Origin of the sequence: Limnohabitans sp. (assembly GCF_017848645.1) — a bacterium.
GTDB lineage: Bacteria > Pseudomonadota > Gammaproteobacteria > Burkholderiales > Burkholderiaceae_C > Limnohabitans_A.
In genome coordinates, this window is record NZ_JAFEIF010000004.1 from 1 (window position 1) to 18,974 (window position 18,974).

The 18,974-nt window shown below is 58.3% G+C and carries 26 protein-coding genes and 1 pseudogene; 22 read left to right on the forward strand and 5 right to left on the reverse strand.

What is annotated here, in order from left to right; genetic code table 11:
• The 20 genes and pseudogenes from QZ190_RS00775 to QZ190_RS00870 form a co-directional block, all read left to right on the forward strand.
• A pseudogene (locus QZ190_RS00775) lies at window positions 1–726 on the forward strand (VanZ family protein); the annotation flags it as partial.
• A 45-nt stretch (window positions 727–771) separates the two neighbouring features.
• Window positions 772–1,116, forward strand: coding sequence for a (2Fe-2S) ferredoxin domain-containing protein (locus QZ190_RS00780; protein WP_291912367.1), 345 nt, complete (start codon window positions 772–774; stop codon window positions 1,114–1,116).
• Entirely contained in the window at window positions 1,116–1,742 is a 627-nt protein-coding gene (locus QZ190_RS00785) for a CocE/NonD family hydrolase (RefSeq protein ID WP_291912368.1), read from the forward strand. Before QZ190_RS00780 ends, QZ190_RS00785 begins: the two co-directional genes overlap by 1 nt.
• Window positions 1,743–1,856: 114 nt before the next feature.
• Window positions 1,857–3,014, forward strand: coding sequence for a D-alanyl-D-alanine carboxypeptidase family protein (locus QZ190_RS00790; RefSeq protein ID WP_291912370.1), 1,158 nt, complete (start codon window positions 1,857–1,859; stop codon window positions 3,012–3,014).
• A 150-nt stretch (window positions 3,015–3,164) separates the two neighbouring features.
• Window positions 3,165–3,542: a 30S ribosomal protein S12 gene (gene rpsL, locus QZ190_RS00795; RefSeq protein ID WP_011466063.1), complete on the forward strand. Its 378-nt coding sequence runs from the start codon at window positions 3,165–3,167 to the stop codon at window positions 3,540–3,542.
• 165 nt (window positions 3,543–3,707) lie between these two features.
• Window positions 3,708–4,178, forward strand: coding sequence for a 30S ribosomal protein S7 (rpsG, locus tag QZ190_RS00800; RefSeq protein ID WP_291912423.1), 471 nt, complete (start codon window positions 3,708–3,710; stop codon window positions 4,176–4,178).
• Between the two features lie 99 nt (window positions 4,179–4,277).
• Window positions 4,278–6,380 (forward strand): elongation factor G, encoded by a 2,103-nt coding sequence (gene fusA, locus QZ190_RS00805; RefSeq protein WP_291912425.1) that lies wholly within the window; start codon window positions 4,278–4,280, stop codon window positions 6,378–6,380.
• A gap of 205 nt (window positions 6,381–6,585) precedes the next feature.
• Window positions 6,586–7,776 carry an elongation factor Tu gene (tuf, locus tag QZ190_RS00810; protein WP_100174243.1) on the forward strand — a complete coding sequence of 397 codons (1,191 nt, stop codon included), beginning with the start codon at window positions 6,586–6,588 and terminating at the stop codon, window positions 7,774–7,776.
• 76 nt (window positions 7,777–7,852) lie between these two features.
• Window positions 7,853–8,167, forward strand: coding sequence for a 30S ribosomal protein S10 (rpsJ, locus tag QZ190_RS00815; protein ID WP_019426908.1), 315 nt, complete (start codon window positions 7,853–7,855; stop codon window positions 8,165–8,167).
• A gap of 182 nt (window positions 8,168–8,349) precedes the next feature.
• On the forward strand, window positions 8,350–9,015 hold the full coding sequence (rplC, locus tag QZ190_RS00820; RefSeq protein WP_062406804.1) for a 50S ribosomal protein L3: 666 nt from the start codon (window positions 8,350–8,352) through the stop codon (window positions 9,013–9,015).
• Window positions 9,015–9,635: a 50S ribosomal protein L4 gene (gene rplD, locus QZ190_RS00825; RefSeq protein ID WP_019426906.1), complete on the forward strand. Its 621-nt coding sequence runs from the start codon at window positions 9,015–9,017 to the stop codon at window positions 9,633–9,635. Before rplC ends, rplD begins: the two co-directional genes overlap by 1 nt.
• Complete coding sequence (gene rplW, locus QZ190_RS00830; RefSeq protein ID WP_089952296.1) at window positions 9,632–9,946, forward strand: 50S ribosomal protein L23; 315 nt, start codon at window positions 9,632–9,634, stop codon at window positions 9,944–9,946. Before rplD ends, rplW begins: the two co-directional genes overlap by 4 nt.
• Window positions 9,947–9,948: 2 nt before the next feature.
• On the forward strand, window positions 9,949–10,773 hold the full coding sequence (gene rplB / locus QZ190_RS00835) for a 50S ribosomal protein L2 (protein WP_019426904.1): 825 nt from the start codon (window positions 9,949–9,951) through the stop codon (window positions 10,771–10,773).
• A gap of 10 nt (window positions 10,774–10,783) precedes the next feature.
• Window positions 10,784–11,062 (forward strand): 30S ribosomal protein S19, encoded by a 279-nt coding sequence (rpsS, locus tag QZ190_RS00840; RefSeq protein WP_007847809.1) that lies wholly within the window; start codon window positions 10,784–10,786, stop codon window positions 11,060–11,062.
• A gap of 9 nt (window positions 11,063–11,071) precedes the next feature.
• The gene (rplV, locus tag QZ190_RS00845; protein WP_019426902.1) at window positions 11,072–11,401 is read left to right on the forward strand and encodes a 50S ribosomal protein L22; all 330 of its coding nucleotides are present in this window, start codon (window positions 11,072–11,074) and stop codon (window positions 11,399–11,401) included.
• Window positions 11,402–11,415: 14 nt separating this feature from the next.
• Entirely contained in the window at window positions 11,416–12,294 is an 879-nt protein-coding gene (rpsC, locus tag QZ190_RS00850) for a 30S ribosomal protein S3 (RefSeq protein WP_090142387.1), read from the forward strand.
• 11 nt (window positions 12,295–12,305) lie between these two features.
• Window positions 12,306–12,722, forward strand: coding sequence for a 50S ribosomal protein L16 (gene rplP / locus QZ190_RS00855; protein WP_019426900.1), 417 nt, complete (start codon window positions 12,306–12,308; stop codon window positions 12,720–12,722).
• 17 nt (window positions 12,723–12,739) lie between these two features.
• Window positions 12,740–12,934 carry a 50S ribosomal protein L29 gene (gene rpmC, locus QZ190_RS00860; protein ID WP_053172813.1) on the forward strand — a complete coding sequence of 65 codons (195 nt, stop codon included), beginning with the start codon at window positions 12,740–12,742 and terminating at the stop codon, window positions 12,932–12,934.
• A 9-nt stretch (window positions 12,935–12,943) separates the two neighbouring features.
• Complete coding sequence (gene rpsQ / locus QZ190_RS00865; protein WP_090044304.1) at window positions 12,944–13,213, forward strand: 30S ribosomal protein S17; 270 nt, start codon at window positions 12,944–12,946, stop codon at window positions 13,211–13,213.
• A gap of 103 nt (window positions 13,214–13,316) precedes the next feature.
• The gene (locus tag QZ190_RS00870; RefSeq protein ID WP_291912476.1) at window positions 13,317–13,823 is read left to right on the forward strand and encodes a peroxiredoxin; all 507 of its coding nucleotides are present in this window, start codon (window positions 13,317–13,319) and stop codon (window positions 13,821–13,823) included.
• An 84-nt stretch (window positions 13,824–13,907) separates the two neighbouring features.
• On the opposite strand, the gene QZ190_RS00875 is transcribed toward QZ190_RS00870, so the two are convergent.
• Window positions 13,908–14,327, reverse strand: a complete 420-nt coding sequence (locus tag QZ190_RS00875; RefSeq protein WP_367114215.1) for a GNAT family N-acetyltransferase — start codon at window positions 14,325–14,327, stop codon at window positions 13,908–13,910.
• A gap of 122 nt (window positions 14,328–14,449) precedes the next feature.
• Window positions 14,450–15,112, reverse strand: coding sequence for a cytochrome b/b6 domain-containing protein (locus tag QZ190_RS00880; RefSeq protein ID WP_291912478.1), 663 nt, complete (start codon window positions 15,110–15,112; stop codon window positions 14,450–14,452).
• A 94-nt stretch (window positions 15,113–15,206) separates the two neighbouring features.
• Between QZ190_RS00880 and QZ190_RS00885 the strand changes: the two genes are divergently transcribed.
• Window positions 15,207–15,659: a cytochrome c gene (locus tag QZ190_RS00885; RefSeq protein WP_291912480.1), complete on the forward strand. Its 453-nt coding sequence runs from the start codon at window positions 15,207–15,209 to the stop codon at window positions 15,657–15,659.
• A gap of 81 nt (window positions 15,660–15,740) precedes the next feature.
• Here the strand turns inward: QZ190_RS00885 and QZ190_RS00890 are convergent, their stop codons facing one another.
• Window positions 15,741–16,268 (reverse strand): peroxiredoxin, encoded by a 528-nt coding sequence (locus QZ190_RS00890; RefSeq protein WP_291912482.1) that lies wholly within the window; start codon window positions 16,266–16,268, stop codon window positions 15,741–15,743.
• 24 nt (window positions 16,269–16,292) lie between these two features.
• Here QZ190_RS00890 and QZ190_RS00895 point away from each other — a divergent pair, with 24 nt between their 5' ends.
• A complete protein-coding gene (locus QZ190_RS00895) occupies window positions 16,293–16,955 on the forward strand; it encodes a DUF4197 domain-containing protein (RefSeq protein ID WP_291912484.1) in 663 nt (220 codons plus the stop codon).
• A gap of 33 nt (window positions 16,956–16,988) precedes the next feature.
• Here QZ190_RS00895 and QZ190_RS00900 read toward each other — a convergent pair whose 3' ends face one another.
• Both QZ190_RS00900 and QZ190_RS00905 read right to left on the reverse strand, forming a co-directional pair.
• Complete coding sequence (locus QZ190_RS00900; RefSeq protein ID WP_291912486.1) at window positions 16,989–17,717, reverse strand: alpha/beta hydrolase; 729 nt, start codon at window positions 17,715–17,717, stop codon at window positions 16,989–16,991.
• Window positions 17,717–18,961: a CaiB/BaiF CoA-transferase family protein gene (locus QZ190_RS00905; protein ID WP_291912487.1), complete on the reverse strand. Its 1,245-nt coding sequence runs from the start codon at window positions 18,959–18,961 to the stop codon at window positions 17,717–17,719. Before QZ190_RS00905 ends, QZ190_RS00900 begins: the two co-directional genes overlap by 1 nt.
• Between the last annotated feature and the right edge of the window lie 13 nt (window positions 18,962–18,974).

Below are 18,974 nucleotides of genomic sequence, written 5' to 3' on the forward strand. Positions count from 1 at the left end.
GTGGTGGCGCGCGGCCTGGCTTGGGCGGGGCTGCTCGAACGTTGGGGCCGTTTCAGAGACCGCTGGTTTGAACCCGAGGCCAGTGGGCCCTTGGCCTTGTTGGCCCTGTGGCCCTTGGCTTTGCTGTTTCCGGCCCCCGTGCCCTTCGGGTTAGGCCATGTGTTTGAGCGCGTGGAGACCACCTGGATCGAGTGGTTGCAAGACACGCCTTGGCTGGATTGGTGGCCCGTGCGCACCGCTGAACTGCAGCCTTTGTTGCCTTTGACCGAGACCTTGTGTGTGGCCATTGGTTTGCTGCTGCCTTGTTTGCTCGCCTTTGGCGTGGTGCGCCGCAGGCCTCAGCGCTGGGTGGTGGCGGGCTTGTGCCTGGCGGCGGGTTTGCTGGCCAGCGCCCTGTCGGCGGCTTTGACATACGGCCCTGTGCACGCGTGGGGGTGGATCAGTCCTGAGGTGTTCATGGGCTTGGTCTGGGCCTTGGTGGGGGCGGCACTGCTGTCCTTGTGCCCACCCCGGCTGTGTTGGGTGCTGGCTTTGGCGGCTTTGGTGCTGCAGTTGAGCTTGCTCAACAGCGCATCGGCCGATGTGTATTTTTCCTTGACGCTGCAGACTTGGGAGCAGGGGCGCTTCATCCGTTTTCATGGCCTGATCCAGTGGCTGGGCTGGCTGTGGCCCTATGCCTTGCTGGTGTATCTGGTGCGCCGACTGTCTTGGCCCGGCCTTTCCTGAGCCGGGAGAACCCCTTGCCCGCAGGTGGAGGCCTAAAATTGCTGGATGAGCACTGAAACAACCCAACCCTACTTCAAGCGTCACATCTTTTTTTGCCTGAACGAGCGCAAAAACAACGAAGCTTGCTGCGCACAGCACAACGCCCAGGCCGCTTTTGACCATTGCAAGGCCCGGGTGAAAGAACTTGGCCTTGCCGGTCCCGGCGCCGTACGGGTCAACAAGGCCGGGTGCCTGGACCGCTGCGCGGGCGGGCCTGTGGCCGTGGTGTACCCGGAAGGCATTTGGTACACCTACGTGGACCCGAGTGACATTGACGAGATCGTCGAATCGCATTTGAAAAATGGCCAGGTGGTGGAGCGTTTGCTGACCCCCGAGCACCTGGGGCGCTGATGAACCCCACGACCCGCACGCTCAGCCTGCAAGGCCAGGCTGGACAGATTGAGGCCTTGATCGACGAGCCCGTCGATGGCCCCGTGCAGGGTACGGCCGTGATTGCCCACCCTCACCCCTTGTTTGGCGGCACCATGCAAAACAAGGTCGTGCAAACCTTGGCGCGTGCTTTTGTGCAAAGCGGCTGGCGCGCCGTGCGCTTCAATTTCAGGGGCGTGGGCGCGAGCGAGGGCATCTACGACGAAGGCCGTGGCGAAGCCCTCGACATGCAGCAAGTCATCTCGCAGGTGGCACCCGAGGGGCCGTTGGCGCTGGCCGGGTTTTCCTTTGGCGCTTTTGTCACCAGCCATGTGGTGCAGGCCTTGGGCGATCAACGCCCCCCGCAGCAACTGGTGTTGGTGGGCACGGCAGCGTCACGCTTTGAGGTGGCCCCAGTGGCCCCCGAGTTGCACGAGCGCTGCCTGGTGCTGCACGGCGAGCAAGACGACACGGTGCCACTGGCCAGCGTGATGGACTGGGCCCGACCTCAATCCTTGCCCATCACGGTGATTCCCGGATGTGAGCACTTCTTTCACGGACAATTGCCCCTTCTCAAATCCTTGGTGGTGCGCCACCTGAGGGCCTGAGCCCCTGACAGGGTGCCCAAGGCCCTTCTTTTCCTTCTTTTGTTCGATACAACCCGTGCGCCGCCCGATTCGGCGCGCACTTGGCAAACCATGACCCGCATGACACACAAGCGCATGAACACTTTTTTGAAATTTTTGGTCGGCACTGGGCTGGCGGCCATCTCGTGGCTCGCCCAGGCCCAGATGCCACAAGCGCCCGAAATGGCGGTGAAAGCCTACTTGCTGATGGATGTGACCGCCAACCAGGTGCTGGCGGCCAAAGACCCCGACATGGCGGTGGAGCCCGCTTCGCTGACCAAGCTGATGACGGCCTATTTGGTCTTTGACGCCCTGAAAAATCGCAAGATCGACATCAAGCAGACCTTGCCGGTGTCCGAGCGCGCCTGGAAGATGCCCGGCTCACGCATGTTCATCGATCCCAAGATGAAGGTGCCCGTTGAGGACTTGATCAAAGGCATGATTGTCCAGTCGGGCAACGATGCGACGGTGGCCTTGGCCGAAGGGGTGGCGGGCAGCGTCGAGCGCTTTGTGCAGCTGATGAACGACCAAGCGGTCTTTTTGGGCATGCACAACACGCATTACAAAAACCCCGAAGGCCTCACGGCCCCTGGTCACACCACCACCGCCCGTGATCTGGCACTGCTGGCCACGCGCCTGATGCGCGATTTCCCGGAGTACGTGCCTTTTTACGCCATCAAAAAGTACCGCTACGAAGGCACCCCGGCGGCCAATGACACCAACCGCAACCTGTTGCTGTTTCGCGACGCCAGTGTGGATGGCCTCAAAACCGGCCACACCCAGGCTGCGGGTTATTGCCTGGTGGCTTCTGCCAAGCGGGAGCTGCCCAATGTGGGCACACGCCGATTGCTGAGTGTGGTGCTGGGGGCGGAAAGTGAAAATGCCCGCGCCAACGAGAGTCAGAAGCTGCTCAATTGGGGTTATTCGGCCTTTGACGCGGTCAAGCTCTTTGACGCCAACCAGGCGGTGGTCACGCCACCAGTCTGGAAAGGCAAACAGCCGGTGCTCAAACTCGGCTCGGTACGGCCCTTGGTGGTGGCTGTTCCTGCAGGCAGCGCCGCACAGCTCAAAACCCAGGTGGTTCGCCCAGACCCCTTGGTCGCGCCTTTTGCCAAAGGGCAGGCCGTGGGCAGTCTGAAGGTGATGCAGGGCGACAAAGCCTTGTTCGAAGTCCCTTTGCTGGTGCTGGAGCCGGTCGAGCAAGCCGGTGTGCTGGGCCGTGCCTGGGATGCGGTGAGACTGTGGATCAAGTGATGCGCAGGGATTGATGCACCCCTTCAGGGCCACGAAATTGTGGATAACTTGCCACACGGCCCGCCACGCGGTTATACTGGCGGGCTTTTCCGCTTTTGGGGCGGGGAAGTTTCTTTTGTCTAAATTCAACGTTTAGGGACGTTACAAACAATGCCAACCATCAATCAATTGGTGCGTCAGGGGCGCGAGGTCGAAACGATCAAGTCCAAAAGCCCTGCGATGCAAAACTCTCCACAGCGTCGTGGTGTCTGCACCCGTGTGTACACCACAACGCCTAAAAAGCCTAACTCCGCTCTGCGTAAAGTTGCCAAAGTGCGCTTGACCAACGGTTTTGAGGTCATCTCCTACATCGGCGGTGAAGGCCACAACCTGCAAGAGCACTCTGTGGTTCTGGTGCGCGGTGGTCGTGTCAAGGATTTGCCAGGTGTGCGTTACCACATCGTGCGCGGTTCGCTCGACTTGCAAGGCGTGAAAGACCGCAAGCAGTCGCGCTCCAAGTACGGTGCGAAGAAGCCAAAGGCCAAGTAAACCCTGTTGGGTTGAAATTTTTCGGTGCTGTTTCCCGCGTGGCGCGGTGATGCAGCGAAGTGACCCGAAGCCCGGAATTGTCCAGGTGGGTCGAGTAAGTGAGTCGTTTTGAATAACGCTCGCGGTGTCTGAAAAGACGCCAACTGAAGCAATATGAGGTGAAATATGCCACGTCGTCGCGAAGTCCCTAAACGTGAAATCCTGCCGGATCCCAAGTTCGGCAATGTCGAGTTGTCCAAGTTCATGAACGTGATCATGGAAGGCGGCAAAAAAGCGGTTGCTGAGCGCATCATTTACGGTGCCTTGGAAACCATGGAAAAGAAAACAGGCAAAGACCCTGTCGAGCTGTTCTCGATTGCCATCAACAACGTCAAGCCCATGGTGGAAGTCAAATCCCGCCGCGTGGGTGGTGCGAACTACCAGGTGCCTGTTGAAGTGCGCCCTGTTCGTCGCTTGGCCCTGTCGATGCGCTGGCTCAAGGAAGCCGCACGCAAGCGCGGTGAAAAGTCCATGGCCCTGCGTTTGGCCAACGAACTGCTCGAGGCCAATGAAGGCCGTGGCGGCGCCATGAAAAAGCGTGACGAAGTTCACCGCATGGCCGAAGCCAACAAGGCGTTCTCGCACTTCCGCTTCTGATTCACACGGGCTTCATACAGAAGCCCGACACTGTCAGAAGCTGGCCCGCTGGCCCCATGAGGGGTGGCGGGCTTTGGTACTTAATCATTGGAGAAATTTATGGCTCGCACTACCCCCATCGAGCGCTATCGCAACATTGGTATTTCGGCGCACATCGACGCTGGCAAGACCACAACGACAGAGCGTATTCTTTTTTATACCGGCGTGAACCACAAGATTGGTGAAGTGCACGACGGCGCTGCCACCATGGACTGGATGGAGCAAGAGCAAGAGCGTGGCATCACGATCACCTCTGCGGCCACCACCTGCTTCTGGAAAGGCATGGACGGCTCTTTCGAAGACCACCGCATCAACATCATCGACACCCCCGGCCACGTGGACTTCACCATTGAAGTCGAGCGCTCCATGCGCGTGCTCGACGGCGCTTGCATGGTCTACTGCGCTGTGGGTGGCGTGCAGCCCCAGTCCGAGACCGTGTGGCGTCAGGCCAACAAGTACAAAGTGCCACGTCTGGCCTTTGTGAACAAGATGGACCGTACCGGTGCCAACTTCTTCAAAGTCGTCGAGCAGATGAAGTTGCGCCTGAAGGCCAACCCCGTGCCAATCGTGATCCCGATTGGCGCTGAAGAAAACTTCACCGGCGTGGTCGATCTGCGCAAGATGAAAGCCATCATCTGGGACGAAGCGTCTCAGGGCATGAAGTTCACCTTCGAAGAAATCCCGGCCAATTTGGTGGAAGTGGCCAAAGAGTGGCGCGAGAAGATGGTGGAAGCAGCTGCTGAAGCCTCTGAAGAGCTGATGAACAAGTACCTCGAAGAAGGCGACTTGACCGAAGAAGAAATCACACACGGTTTGCGCGTTCGCACCATCAACAGCGAAATCCAACCCATGCTGTGTGGCACCGCCTTCAAGAACAAAGGCGTGCAGCGCATGCTGGACGCGGTTCTGGAATTGATGCCTTCGCCTTTGGACGTGAAAGCCATCAAGGGCTTCGACGAAGACGAAAAAGAAATCATCCGCAAGGCTGACGACAACGAAAAGTTCTCGGCACTGGCCTTCAAATTGATGACCGACCCGTTTGTGGGTCAGCTCACCTTCGTGCGCGTGTACTCTGGCGTCCTGAAAAAGGGCGATACCGTGTACAACGCGGTGCGCGGCAAGAAAGAACGCATTGGCCGTATCGTGCAAATGCACGCCAATAACCGTGAAGAAGTCGACGAAATCCGTGCGGGCGACATCGCTGCTTGCGTGGGCTTGAAAGACGTCACAACAGGCGAAACCCTGTGCGATCCCAATGCCGTGATCACCCTCGAGCGCATGGTGTTCCCTGACTCCGTGATCCGTCAAGCTGTGGAACCCAAGTCCAAAGCCGACCAGGAAAAGATGGGCATGGCCCTGTCGCGCCTGGCCGCAGAAGATCCGTCTTTCCGCGTGCAGACCGACGAAGAATCCGGCCAGACCATCATTGGCGGCCAGGGCGAACTGCACCTGGAAATCATCGTGGATCGCATGAAGCGCGAATTCGGTGTGGAAGCCAACGTGGGCAAGCCTCAAGTGGCTTACCGCGAAACCATCCGCAAGACCGTCGAAGAAGCCGAAGGCAAGTTCGTGCGTCAGTCCGGTGGTAAGGGTCAATACGGCCACGTGGTTCTGAAGGTTGAGCCCCAAGAGCCAGGCAAAGGCTTTGAATTCGTTGACGCCATCAAGGGCGGTGTGGTTCCTCGCGAATACATCCCTGCAGTGGAAAAAGGCGTGATCGAAGCTCTGGGTCAAGGCGTGTTGGCGGGCTACCCCGTTGTGGACGTCAAAGTCACTCTGCACTTCGGTTCGTACCACGATGTGGACTCGAACGAAATGGCCTTCAAAATGGCCGCCATCTTTGGTTTCAAAGAAGGTTGCCGCAAAGCCCAGCCCGTGATTCTGGAGCCGATGATGGCTGTGGAAGTGGAGACACCAGAAGACTACGCCGGTAACGTGATGGGCGACTTGTCCTCACGCCGTGGCATGGTCCAGGGCATGGACGACATGGTTGGTGGCGGCAAGGCCATCAAGGCCGAAGTGCCTTTGTCCGAAATGTTCGGTTACTCGACCACGCTGCGCTCGATGTCGCAAGGTCGCGCCACCTACACCATGGAATTCAAGCACTACTCTGAAGCGCCTCGCAACGTGGCAGAAGCCATTGTGGCTGCACGCGCAAAATAAAAGCATGTGTGCCCGAGCAAATTCGCCAGCGAATTTGCTCGGGCACCTCTGACTAAAAGCAAACGAAAAGTAAGCCATAGTCAGATCTGAAAGTTCAGAAACTGTCTGTGATCAAGTGCCACTCTGTGCCCGTGCGGAGTGATCAAGCAACCTGATGCAAACATTAAACCAACACACGGGCATTGCTCTTTTTAAGGATTGAAAAATGGCTAAGGAAAAATTCGAACGGACCAAGCCCCACGTGAACGTGGGCACCATCGGTCACGTTGACCACGGCAAAACCACACTGACAGCCGCCATCACCACCGTGTTGGCAGCCAAGTTCGGCGGTGCAGCCAAAGCGTACGACCAGATCGACGCAGCGCCCGAAGAAAAAGCCCGTGGTATCACGATCAACACCGCCCACGTGGAGTACGAAACAGAAAACCGCCACTACGCTCACGTTGACTGCCCAGGCCACGCTGACTATGTGAAAAACATGATCACCGGTGCTGCCCAGATGGACGGCGCGATCCTGGTTTGCTCCGCTGCTGACGGCCCTATGCCTCAGACCCGCGAGCACATCTTGTTGGCCCGTCAAGTTGGCGTGCCTTACATCATCGTGTTCCTGAACAAGTGCGACATGGTTGACGACGCTGAGTTGTTGGAACTGGTCGAGATGGAAGTGCGCGAGTTGTTGTCCAAGTACGACTTCCCAGGCGACGACACACCGATCATCCAGGGTTCTGCCAAGCTGGCCCTCGAAGGCGACAAAGGCCCATTGGGCGAAGAAGCCATCATGAAGCTGGCTGCAGCTTTGGACACTTACATCCCTACGCCTGACCGCGCAGTGGACGGTGCTTTCTTGATGCCAGTGGAAGACGTGTTCTCCATCTCGGGTCGCGGCACTGTGGTGACTGGCCGTATCGAGCGCGGTATCGTTAAAGTCGGCGAAGAAATCGAAATCGTGGGTATCAAAGACACCGTCAAGACCACTTGCACAGGCGTTGAGATGTTCCGCAAGCTGCTGGACCAAGGTCAAGCTGGTGACAACGTCGGTATCTTGCTGCGCGGCACCAAGCGCGAAGACGTCGAGCGCGGCCAAGTGCTGTGCAAGCCCGGCTCGATCAAGCCCCACACCCACTTCACGGGCGAGATCTATGTCTTGTCCAAAGACGAAGGTGGCCGTCACACGCCTTTCTTCAACAACTACCGTCCACAGTTTTACTTCCGTACGACTGACGTGACAGGCGCGATCGAATTGCCAGAAGGCAAAGAGATGGTGATGCCTGGTGACAACGTGTCGATCACTGTGAAGTTGATCAACCCCATCGCGATGGAAGAAGGCTTGCGCTTCGCCATCCGCGAAGGTGGCCGCACCGTTGGCGCTGGCGTCGTTGCCAAGATCATCGCTTAATTCTTTTGTGGCGCAGCAGCGCAAAGGCTCGTCCTTTGCGCTGTAGCAAGCAGAACACTCACCACAAGGAATTGACATGTCATCCAAGCAAAAAATCCGAATTCGCCTGAAGGCGTTTGACTACAAACTGATCGACCAGTCCGCTGCCGAGATCGTTGACACAGCCAAGCGCACCGGCGCGATTGTCAAGGGCCCTGTGCCTTTGCCAACACGCATGAAGCGTTTTGACATCCTGCGCTCGCCGCACGTCAACAAGACCAGCCGTGACCAGTTGGAAATCCGTACGCACCAGCGTTTGATGGACATCGTGGACCCCACAGACAAAACTGTGGACGCCCTGATGAAACTCGATCTGCCCGCTGGCGTGGACGTCGAAATCAAGCTGCAGTAATGCGGTTTGGGGTGGCTGAAAAGCTATCCAAAAACTTGAAACAAGGCCCGATTTGCCAGAAATGGCGAGTCGGGCTATAATTTCAGGCTCACCTCTTTTGGGGTGGGATTTATTAACAGTCTTTCACACACCAAACGGGGCTGCCAATTGAAGTGGCCTCGGTGAAAGTTTTGGAGAAAACAATGAGTCTGAGCAACTCCCTCGGGTTGCTGGGTCGCAAGGTGGGCATGATGCGTCTGTTCACTGATGATGGGGATTCCGTTCCTGTCACAGTGCTGGATGTGTCCAACAACCGCGTATCCCAGGTCAAAACCCAAGAGAACGATGGCTATGTCGCTTTGCAAGTGACATTTGGTGCCCGCAAGGCATCGCGCGTGACCAAGCCCATCGCTGGTCACCTGGCCAAAGCCGGTGTTGAAGCCGGTGAAATCATTCAAGAATTCCGCGTGACCGCCGACACGGCCGCCCAGTACGCCGCTGGCGCCACTGTGCCCGTGGCTGCTGTGTTTGCTGTGGGTCAGAAGGTGGACGTGCAAGGCACTTCCATCGGTAAAGGCTTCACCGGCACGATCAAGCGTCACAACTTCAAATCGCAGCGCGCATCGCACGGTAACAGCCGTTCGCACAACGTGCCTGGTTCGATTTCGATGGCGCAAGATCCTGGCCGCGTGTTCCCTGGCAAGAAAATGTCGGGCCACCTCGGTGACGTGACTTGCACCACGCAGAACCTCGCCGTGATCCGCGTTGACGAAGCCCGTGGTCTGTTGATGATCAAGGGTGCCATTCCCGGTTCCAAAGGTGGTTTCGTGACTGTGCGTCCCGCCGTTAAAGTTAAAGGAGCGAACTGATGCAGCTCGAACTCCTGAACGACCAAGGTCAAGCCGCCTCCAAAGTGGACGCGCCCGAGACTGTGTTCGGTCGTGAATACAACGAAGCCCTGATTCACCAGATCGTGGTGGCATATCAGGCAAACGCCCGTCAAGGCACCCGCGCCCAAAAGGACCGTGAACAAGTTCACCACTCCACCAAGAAGCCTTTTAAACAAAAAGGTACGGGTCGCGCTCGTGCTGGTATGACTTCCTCGCCTTTGTGGCGTGGCGGTGGTCGGATTTTCCCGAACATGCCCGACGAAAACTTCACCCAGAAGATCAACAAGAAGATGTACCGCGCTGGTATGGCTTCGATCTTCTCGCAGCTGGCCCGCGAAGGCCGTTTGGCTGTGGTGGATTCCTTCAAGGTCGAGACACCCAAAACCAAGCAGCTGGCTGCGAAGTTCAAGGCCATGAGTCTCGACAACGTGCTGGTGATCGCTGACGAAGTCGACGAAAACCTGTACTTGGCATCGCGCAACCTGATCAACATCCTGATTGTTGAGCCACGTTACGCCGATCCCGTGTCTTTGGTGAACTTCAAGAAAGTCCTCGTGACCAAAGGTGCCATGGACAAACTCAAGGAGATGTTTGCATGAGCGCCGTGAAGTTTGACGAAGGTCGTCTGATGTCCGTGCTGGTGGCTCCCATCGTGTCCGAAAAGGCCACCATGGTTGCTGAAAAATCCAACACTGTGACTTTCAAAGTGCTGCAGGACGCTACCAAACCTGAAATCAAAGCCGCTGTGCAGTTGATGTTCAAGGTTGAGGTCAAAGGCGTGTCTGTGGTGAATACCAAGGGCAAGACCAAGCGTTTTGGCAAAACCATTGGCCGTCGCGACAACGTTCGCAAGGCCTATGTCACGCTGCAACCAGGTCAAGAGCTGAACCTGTCCGGGGAGGCCGCGTAATCATGGCTGTCATCAAGATCAAACCGACATCCCCAGGCCGTCGTGGCGTGGTGAAGGTCACCCGTGACCACCTGCACAAAGGTGAAGGCTACGCGCCGTTGCTGGAACCCCAGCACCAGAAGTCAGGCCGTAACAACAACGGTCACATCACAACTCGCCACAAAGGCGGTGGTCACAAGCACCACTACCGCGTGGTGGACTTCAAGCGCAACAAAGACGCGATCCCGGCGAAAGTCGAGCGCATCGAGTACGACCCAAACCGTACTGCGCACATTGCTTTGCTGTGCTACGCCGATGGCGAGCGCCGTTACATCATTGCCCCCCGTGGCATTGAAGCCGGTGCCACCCTGATGTCGGGCGCTGAAGCCCCCATCCGCGCTGGCAACACGCTGCCTATCCGCAACATCCCCGTGGGTTCGACCATCCATTGCATCGAGCTCAAGCCCGGTGCGGGTGCTCAGATCGCTCGCTCGGCAGGTGCTTCGGCCACTTTGCTGGCTCGCGAAGGCATCTACGCTCAGGTGCGTATGCGCTCCGGTGAAGTTCGCAAGATCCACATCGAGTGCCGTGCAACCATTGGTGAAGTCGCCAACGAAGAGCACAGCCTGCGCCAATTGGGCAAGGCCGGTGTCAAGCGCTGGATGGGTATCCGCCCAACCGTTCGTGGCGTGGCCATGAACCCGGTGGATCACCCGCACGGTGGTGGCGAAGGCCGTACCGGCGAAGGCCGTCATGCAGTAGACCCGTGGGGCAACCTCACCAAGGGCTACCGTACCCGTAACAACAAGCGCACACAGGTCATGATCGTGTCGCGTCGCAAGAAGTAAGGGTTAGACAATGACACGCTCTCTCAAAAAGGGTCCATTCGTTGACCACCACTTGTTGGCCAAGGTTGAAAAAGCCGTTGCCACCAAAGACAAAAAGCCCGTCAAGACATGGTCGCGTCGCTCCATGGTTCTGCCCGATTTCATCGGTCTGACCATCGCCGTTCACAACGGCAAGCAACACGTTCCTGTTTATGTGACCGACCAGATGGTTGGCCACAAATTGGGCGAATTCGCATTGACCCGGACATTCAAGGGTCACCCTGCGGACAAAAAAGTCCAGAAGAAATAAGGAAAGACCATGGAAACACGTGCAGTCCTCCGGGGCGTCCGTTTGTCGGTCGATAAAGGCCGCCTGGTCGCCGATTTGATTCGCGGTAAAAAAGTGGATCAAGCTCTGAACATTCTGACCTTCACGCAGAAAAAAGCTGCGGGCATCGTCAAGAAGGTTCTTGAGTCCGCCATCGCCAACGCTGAACACAACGACGGCGCCGACATCGACGAGTTGAAGGTGAAAACCATCTACGTCGAACAAGGCACCACGCTCAAGCGTTTCACCGCCCGCGCCAAAGGCCGTGGCAACCGCATCAGCAAACCCACATGCCATGTGTATGTGACGGTCGGCAACTAAGCCAGGGAAGAAACATGGGACAAAAAATCCATCCTACCGGCTTCCGTTTGGCCGTCAGCCGTAACTGGTCCAGCCGTTGGTACGCCAGCAACAAAGACTTCGCCGGCATGCTGGCCGAAGACATCAAGGTGCGTGAGTACCTCAAGGCCAAGCTCAAGAACGCCGCGGTTTCCCGCGTGCTGATCGAGCGTCCAGCCAAGAGCGCCCGCATCACCATCTTCTCGGCTCGTCCAGGTGTGGTGATCGGCAAAAAAGGCGAAGACATCGAGTTGCTCAAGAAAGAACTCGCTGCTCGCTTGGGCGTGCCTGTTGCGGTCAACATCGAAGAAGTGCGCAAGCCCGAAATCGATGCCCAACTGATCGCTGACAGCATCACCCAGCAACTCGAAAAGCGGATCATGTTCCGCCGTGCCATGAAGCGTGCCATGCAAAACGCCATGCGTCTGGGTGCCCAAGGCATCAAGATCATGTCGGCTGGTCGTCTGAACGGCATCGAAATTGCCCGTACCGAGTGGTACCGCGAAGGCCGTGTGCCATTGCACACCCTGCGTGCGGACATCGATTACGCCACTTCTGAAGCCAAGACCACTTACGGCGTCATCGGCGTCAAGGTCTGGGTCTACAAGGGTGATACTTTGGGTCGCAACGATGCACCAGCTCTGGCTGAGCCTCGTGCCGAAGAAGAGCGCCGTCCGCGTGGTCCACGCCGTGACGCACGTCCTGGTGAGCGCCCCGCAGGCGATCGCCGTGGCGGCCCACGTCGCCCCGCTGGCACCAACACAGCACCCACCGACGGCAGCGACAAGCCTGCCGGCGCGGGTGGTGATGCCAAACCCGCCGTTAAGCGCGTACGCACAGTCGCCGCGCCAGCTGCAGCAGCTGACGGTCAATAAGGAGTAACAACATGCTGCAACCTGCTCGCAGAAAGTTCCGCAAGGAACAGAAAGGCCGCAACACCGGCGTCGCTACCCGTGGTAACACGGTGGCGTTCGGTGACTTCGGTCTGAAGTCCACAGACCGCGGCCGTTTGACGGCCCGCCAGATCGAAGCCGCACGCCGTGCGATTTCCCGTCACGTCAAGCGTGGCGGCCGCATCTGGATTCGTGTGTTCCCTGACAAGCCGATTTCCACCAAGCCTGCTGAAGTGCGTATGGGTAACGGTAAAGGTAACCCTGAATACTATGTGGCCGAGATCCAGCCCGGTAAGGTGCTCTACGAAATCGTGGGCGTGCCTGAAGAGTTGGCCCGTGAAGCCTTCAAATTGGCCGCTGCCAAGCTGCCCTTGCGCACCACGTTCGTGGCACGCATGATTGGCCAATAATTCAGGAGAAATAAGAAATGAACGCTGCTGAATTGCGCCAAAAAGACGTTGCTGGTGTGAAAGACGAAATCAAAGCGCTGCAAAAAGCCCACTTTGGCCTTCGTATGCAAAAAGCCACACAACAACTCGGCAACACCGGTACGCTGAGCCAGACTCGCCGTGCCATCGCCCGTGCCAAAACCATCCTTGCCCAAAAGCAAGCCGCCAAGTAAGGAGTGACCATGACGGAAGCTAAAACATCCCTCAAGCGCACCTTGATTGGCAAGGTGGTCAGCGACAAGCGCGCCAAGACCGTGACCGTGCTGGTCGAGCGTCGTGTGAAACACGCCCTCTACGGCAAGATCGTGGCCAAGTCGAGCAAGTACCACGCGCACGACGAAACAGGTGAGTACCACCTGGGCGACACCATCGAAATCACGGAAAGCCGTCCGATTTCGAAGACCAAAAACTGGGTTGCTACGCGCCTGGTTCAGAAAGCTGCTGCCGTTTAAGCCCATCCGGCCGACTGCTGCAGACTTTTTGAAAACGACCCACAATGGTGGGTCGTTTTTTTTTACCCCGGCAATATCGCCAAACCACAACAAGGAGCACAACATGATCAAAGTCGGAGACACATTGCCCGCAGCCACACTGATGGAATACGTCGAAGTGGAAGGCAACGGTTGCAGCATTGGCCCCAATCCCGTCGACGTGGCCAAAGCCACAGCGGGCAAGACCATCGCCCTGTTTGCCTTGCCAGGCGCCTTCACCCCCACCTGCTCGGCCAAACACGTACCGGGCTATGTGGAAAACCACGATGCCCTGAAGGCAGCCGGCGTGGACGAAATCTGGTGCGTGAGCGTGAACGACGCATTCGTGATGGGTGCCTGGGCACGTGAGCAGAAAACCGGTGCCAAAGTGCGCATGCTGGGCGACGGCAGTGGCGATTTCAGCAAAGCCACAGGCTTGACGCTGGACCTGACATCGCGTGGCATGGGTTTGCGAAGCAACCGCTATTCCATGCTCGTCAAAGACGGCAAGGTGGCCACCTTGAACGTGGAAGGTCCTGGCAAATTTGAAGTCAGCGATGCCGGAACGCTGCTGGCCCAAGCCAAGGGCTGAACTGGGTCAACCAGACAAAAAAGGGACCTGAGGTCCCTTTTTTTACGCATGCTGGTCAAGGTGTCAAGCTGGCCGACACACCAGTCAGGCAATGTCCACTTTGAGGTAATGCGCCCCAGCGTGCGGGTTATGGTAGTAGGGTGGAATTTCGACAAAACCCAAATCCTCGTACAAGGCGCGAGCGGCCTCCATGTCGTCCAGGGTGTCGAGCAAGACGCAGTGATAGGCCGCAGCTCGGGCAGCATCCAGAATGCCTTCAGTCAGCAAGCGGCCCAGTCCCAGACCCCGGTAGGCAGGGCGCACATACAGACGCTTCATCTCGGCGGCATTGGCATAGTCGCTGGCATCGAATGGCCGCAAAGCACAGCACCCGGCCACAGCACCGTCCACCCAAGCCAAAAGCAAGGCACCACGGGGTTCGCTGTACTCGCCAGGCAGGGTATTGAGCTCCTGCTCAAAACCCTGAAAACACAAATCCACATTCAGGCTGGCCGCGTACTCCATGAAAATGGTGCGCGTGGCCAGCCAATCGGTCGCATGCTTGGGGTTTCGCAGCGCAATGACGGGTGTTTCAGACGATGGATTCAAGGGGGGAACCTCCTCATGCGCACAGTGTAAGGGCGTGATCAGCCCGCAAGGGACAGCAATCCATAAACGGCCAATGCCGACAGACCCAAGAGCAGCAAGGCCCCAAGGCGGTGGCGCAGCTGATCGTGCGAGGCAGGAACCGGCTCAGGCAAGCTTTTGTCACCGTGGATCATGGCGGGCACCAAGGGCGGATGTTTCCTGAAACGGTGCCAAAGCAAAGCCAGCAAGTGCAAGACCACCAACAAAATGATGATCAGCTTGCCCCAATTCTTGTGCCAGGCCGAAGCCCATGTCACCCAGCTGCCGGAGATCAGTGCCGTCAAAGGTCCGGCGTTGGCGATCTCGTCGTCACTGATCAAACCGGTAGACACCTGAAACAACAGAAAAAACAGCATGGCGAGAATGGACCATGAGCCCAGGGGGTTGTGTCCGGCTTCGGTCCGTTCGGCTGAACGTGTTTGCAAGTAGGCCAAAGCATGTCGTGGGTGCAAGGGCAAACGGGACCAGCGAGACCAATGACCACCCACAAAGCCCCAAGCCAATCTAAAAAGCAACAAAGTGAGTACGGCATAGCCCAAGCGGAAATGCCACACCATGGCGTTGCCCCCCACATTGCCCGTGATGACCAAGCCAATCACGCAAGCGGCCAATGCCCAATGGAACAAGCGGGTGGGCAGATCCCAAATGCGAACTGTGAACATGGGCACTTTCATGGAAGCAGAAAAGAGAAAGATATGAGAAACTGAATCAAGGATAAATCTTTTTAACCTTGTTTAACCATGATGGGAGTCAAACATGAAATACACAACGCGCTGCGCTGGTGCTTTGTTGCTGGTGGCGATGGGCCTGCCCGCCCAGGCGCAATTTGCCAAACCCGAAGATGCCATCAAATACCGCAAGGCAAGTTTCACGGTGATGGCGGCGCATTTCGGCCGACTCGGTGCCATGGCCAATGGCCGCACGCCCTACGATGCCAAGGCAGCAGCTGACAACGCCGATGTGGTGGCCACCCTGTCCAAGTTGCCTTGGGCGGCGTTTGGGGAAGGCACCGACAAAGGTGATACCCGTGCCAAGCCAGAGGTCTGGAAAGAAGCTGCCAAGTACAAAGAAGCGGCTGACAAAATGCAAGCCGAAATCGTGAAGCTGAATACCGCAGCCAAAGCGGGCAACATTGATGCCTTGAAGGTGGCATTTGGTCCGGCAGCCGCGTCGTGCAAGGCTTGTCACGACAACTTCCGCAAGGATTAAAAGCAGCGCAGGCCACCAGCCTGACAACCACAGCACAACCGGGTCAGCGCGGCCCGGTTGCTGGTGTGACGGACATGCGAATCAGGATTCGGCCAGCAGCTTGTCGATCAACTGGTGCAGTTCGACAAAGTCAGGCGTACCCACAAAGCGCTTGACGATTTGCCCTTGCTTGTTCACCAAAAAGGTGGTGGGCGTGAGTTTGACATCGCCCCAAGCGCGCGCAACACCCCCGGTGTTGTCAATGGCCACTTTGAAGGGCAACTGACGTGATTGCGCAAAGTTGACCACGTAGCTGGGCGGGTCGTAGCTCATGGCCACGGCCACGGTTTCATAGCCCCGGTCCTTGAACTTGTTGTGGGTGGCGATCAGCTCGGGCATTTCGGCCACACACGAGGTGCAGCTGGTGGCCCAGAAATTGACCAAAGATACTTTTCCTTGCAATTGCTGCGTGCTCACGGTGCTGCCGTCGAGCAAAACGAAGGAAGATTCGGGCGCACGCTCACCCGCACACCCCCACAGGGCCAGCAGCAAGCCGAGCGTGCAAGCCCCATTCAACACACGACGGCCCACAGGCTGCAAATTCCAGGGAGTATTCAGGTGGTTCTTCATCGCAGAAAGTTTAATACGTTCGCCATGTCCTCGGGCATTTTGGCCATTGTGCCCGCGCATGCCTTCAGTTTGGCGGACTTGAGCGCCGGGGATGCCTCACAAGGCATGAAGCTGGCCTTGGAAAAAGGCGCCAGTGCGGCGATCGGTTTGCTTGGGGTTCAAGATGGCTTCATGGGCAATGACAAAGTGCGCATTGGCTTGCCGGATGTCTTGAACAAGGGCGCGAGAATGCTCAAGACGCTGGGCATGGGCCAGCAACTCGATGCTTTGACCTTGCAAATGAACCGGGCCGCCGAACAGGCTGTGCCCTTGGCCCAAAAGGCCTTGATGCAGTCGATACAGACCATGTCGGTGCAAGACGCCAAGGACATTTTGAAGGGGGGCGACACAGCGGTTACCCAATTCTTTGTGGACAAGACGCGTGCGCCCTTGAGTGCGCAATTCTTGCCCCAGGTCACACAGGTGTTGGGCCAATTGGGCGTGGTGGAGCAATTCAATGCGGTGGCGGGCAAGTTGTCCAGCATGGGTCTGGTGCCCAAAGACAAAGCCTTGTTGGAAAACCACGTCACCGGAAAAACCCTGGATGGGCTGTATTACATGATCGGCGAAGAGGAAAAAAAGATCCGCCAAAACCCGGCTCAGGCAGGCAGTGCCTTGCTCAGCAAGGTGTTTGGCGCATTGCGCTGAGTGTGCCCACTCAGGCGCCAAACGAAAAAGGCTTTAGAGCAAGGACAACAAGCGCTGGACCAAGCCATCCGGGTCGCTGACCATGGGGTCATGACCGGTGTGCATCTCCAGCACTTGTGAGCCCGGCAGCCATGCGCCGTCCCAGAACTTGGGGTCCACCATGCGCAGGCGGCTGACATCGATGGTGCCCAAAGGTGGTGTGGTGCAGTTGATGAAGGTGCGCGGCACGCTGGCCACGCGTTGCGGATCAAAGTCGAGCACTTGGGTGTAGGGGCCGCCCGGGTGCGGGGTTTGACGTCTTTGCACCCAGGCGTGGTCGGCATCACTCAAGCCAAAAACCGACGGGTCCGGCGCAGGGAAAGCATGCAGGGGATCGGCTTGCGCCGCAGCGATGCGGGCATTGCGGGTGGCGCTGGCGTGGGTGCTGCTCCAGCTTTCGCCGGGTTTGGGCAGCACCGCGTCCAGATAGACCAGGTGGCGCAGGCGCTCGGGCCTGCGGTCGGCCACGGCCGTGCCCAGCATGCCGGCATAGGAGTGCACCACCAGTACAACGTCGTCCATCTCTTCGGCTTCCATGGCGGCCATCACATCCGTGATGTGGGTTTCCAGATCGATGCCTGGGCTGAGCAAGTGAGCGCGCTCACCCACTCCAGTTAGGGTGACGGCATGGACGCGGTGCCCAGCACCCATCAGGCCCGGCACCACACGCTGCCAACACCAAGCCCCGTGCCACGCGCCATGCACCAGTAAAAAGTTGGCCATCAGATCACCCCTTTGCCGCGCAGGGGTCCGAGTTTTTCGGCGTTCCAGCCCAGCACTTCGGCCAAGACTTCGGCGGTGTGCTGGCCCAGCATGGGCGGCGGCAAGTCCTGGCGCACGGGTGTAAGGCTCATCTTGATCGGGCTGGCCACCAGTTTCAGATCGGGTTTGATGGGGTGCTGCCAATCTTGCACCATGCCACGGGCCTGGATTTGCGGGTCCACAAAGACCTCGCTCAGGGTGTTGATGGCTCCGCAGGGCACCTTGGCCGCTTCAAGGGCCGCCAGCCAGTCGGCCTTGGTGCGGGTTTTCAGGATGCCCTCCAGCAGGGGCACCAGGGTGTCGCGGTGACGCACGCGTTGGGTGTTTTGGGCGTAGCGTAGGTCCTGCGCCAGCTCTGGGTAGCCCGCCACAGCGCAGAACTTGGCAAATTGCCCATCGTTGCCCACCGCCAAGATCAAGTGGTCGCGGCTGCCAGGCGCAGCGCCCGGTGGGGCCATGACCTCGAACACCTGGTAGGGCACGATGTTCTGGTGTGCGTTGCCTGCGCGGCCGGGCGTTTTGCCGCTGACCAGGTAATTCGATCCCAAATTGGCCAGCATGGCGACCTGCGTGTCGAGCAAGGCCATGTCGACCATCTGGCCCTCGCCCGTGCGCTCGGCGTGGCGCAGGGCCGCCAAAATCGCCACCGTGGCGTACATGCCGGTGAACAGATCGGCCACGGCGACACCCACTTTTTGCGGGCCGCCGCCCAAGTCATCACGCTCACCGGTCACACTCATCAGGCCACCGATGCCTTGCACGGCATAGTCGTAGCCCGCCCGCTCGCGGTAAGGGCCGGTCTGGCCAAAGCCGGTCACGCTGCAATAGACCAGCTTGGGGTTCAAGGCGCTCAGGCTGGCGTAGTCCAGGCCGTAACGGGCCATGTCGCCGACCTTGAAGTTCTCCACAAACACGTCGCAGTGGCGAACCAGTTCGCGGATCAGCGCTTGGCCCTCGGGCTGGGCGATGTCGCAGGTCACCGATCGCTTGTTGCGGTTGGCGCCCAAATAGTAGGCGGCCTCGGCGGTGTCCTGGCCTTGCGCGTCCTTCAAGAAGGGTGGCCCCCAGGTGCGGGTGTCGTCGCCCGTGCCGGGGCGTTCGATCTTGATGACATCAGCCCCCAGATCGGCCAAGGTCTGGGTACACCAGGGGCCCGCCAAAACGCGGGAGAGGTCGAGAACGCGGATGCCGTCGAGTGAATTCATGGGGCACATTGTC

Coding starts and splice junctions, on each gene's coding strand:
- QZ190_RS00780 (WP_291912367.1), top strand. CDS start 772: ATGAGCACTGAAACAACCCAACCCTACTTCAAGCGTCACATCTTTTTT.
- QZ190_RS00785 (WP_291912368.1), top strand. CDS start 1,116: ATGAACCCCACGACCCGCACGCTCAGCCTGCAAGGCCAGGCTGGACAG.
- QZ190_RS00790 (WP_291912370.1), top strand. CDS start 1,857: ATGAACACTTTTTTGAAATTTTTGGTCGGCACTGGGCTGGCGGCCATC.
- rpsL (WP_011466063.1), top strand. CDS start 3,165: ATGCCAACCATCAATCAATTGGTGCGTCAGGGGCGCGAGGTCGAAACG.
- rpsG (WP_291912423.1), top strand. CDS start 3,708: ATGCCACGTCGTCGCGAAGTCCCTAAACGTGAAATCCTGCCGGATCCC.
- fusA (WP_291912425.1), top strand. CDS start 4,278: ATGGCTCGCACTACCCCCATCGAGCGCTATCGCAACATTGGTATTTCG.
- tuf (WP_100174243.1), top strand. CDS start 6,586: ATGGCTAAGGAAAAATTCGAACGGACCAAGCCCCACGTGAACGTGGGC.
- rpsJ (WP_019426908.1), top strand. CDS start 7,853: ATGTCATCCAAGCAAAAAATCCGAATTCGCCTGAAGGCGTTTGACTAC.
- rplC (WP_062406804.1), top strand. CDS start 8,350: ATGAGTCTGAGCAACTCCCTCGGGTTGCTGGGTCGCAAGGTGGGCATG.
- rplD (WP_019426906.1), top strand. CDS start 9,015: ATGCAGCTCGAACTCCTGAACGACCAAGGTCAAGCCGCCTCCAAAGTG.
- rplW (WP_089952296.1), top strand. CDS start 9,632: ATGAGCGCCGTGAAGTTTGACGAAGGTCGTCTGATGTCCGTGCTGGTG.
- rplB (WP_019426904.1), top strand. CDS start 9,949: ATGGCTGTCATCAAGATCAAACCGACATCCCCAGGCCGTCGTGGCGTG.
- rpsS (WP_007847809.1), top strand. CDS start 10,784: ATGACACGCTCTCTCAAAAAGGGTCCATTCGTTGACCACCACTTGTTG.
- rplV (WP_019426902.1), top strand. CDS start 11,072: ATGGAAACACGTGCAGTCCTCCGGGGCGTCCGTTTGTCGGTCGATAAA.
- rpsC (WP_090142387.1), top strand. CDS start 11,416: ATGGGACAAAAAATCCATCCTACCGGCTTCCGTTTGGCCGTCAGCCGT.
- rplP (WP_019426900.1), top strand. CDS start 12,306: ATGCTGCAACCTGCTCGCAGAAAGTTCCGCAAGGAACAGAAAGGCCGC.
- rpmC (WP_053172813.1), top strand. CDS start 12,740: ATGAACGCTGCTGAATTGCGCCAAAAAGACGTTGCTGGTGTGAAAGAC.
- rpsQ (WP_090044304.1), top strand. CDS start 12,944: ATGACGGAAGCTAAAACATCCCTCAAGCGCACCTTGATTGGCAAGGTG.
- QZ190_RS00870 (WP_291912476.1), top strand. CDS start 13,317: ATGATCAAAGTCGGAGACACATTGCCCGCAGCCACACTGATGGAATAC.
- QZ190_RS00875 (WP_367114215.1), bottom strand. CDS start 14,327: ATGGAGTACGCGGCCAGCCTGAATGTGGATTTGTGTTTTCAGGGTTTT.
- QZ190_RS00880 (WP_291912478.1), bottom strand. CDS start 15,112: ATGTTCACAGTTCGCATTTGGGATCTGCCCACCCGCTTGTTCCATTGG.
- QZ190_RS00885 (WP_291912480.1), top strand. CDS start 15,207: ATGAAATACACAACGCGCTGCGCTGGTGCTTTGTTGCTGGTGGCGATG.
- QZ190_RS00890 (WP_291912482.1), bottom strand. CDS start 16,268: ATGAAGAACCACCTGAATACTCCCTGGAATTTGCAGCCTGTGGGCCGT.
- QZ190_RS00895 (WP_291912484.1), top strand. CDS start 16,293: ATGTCCTCGGGCATTTTGGCCATTGTGCCCGCGCATGCCTTCAGTTTG.
- QZ190_RS00900 (WP_291912486.1), bottom strand. CDS start 17,717: ATGGCCAACTTTTTACTGGTGCATGGCGCGTGGCACGGGGCTTGGTGT.
- QZ190_RS00905 (WP_291912487.1), bottom strand. CDS start 18,961: ATGAATTCACTCGACGGCATCCGCGTTCTCGACCTCTCCCGCGTTTTG.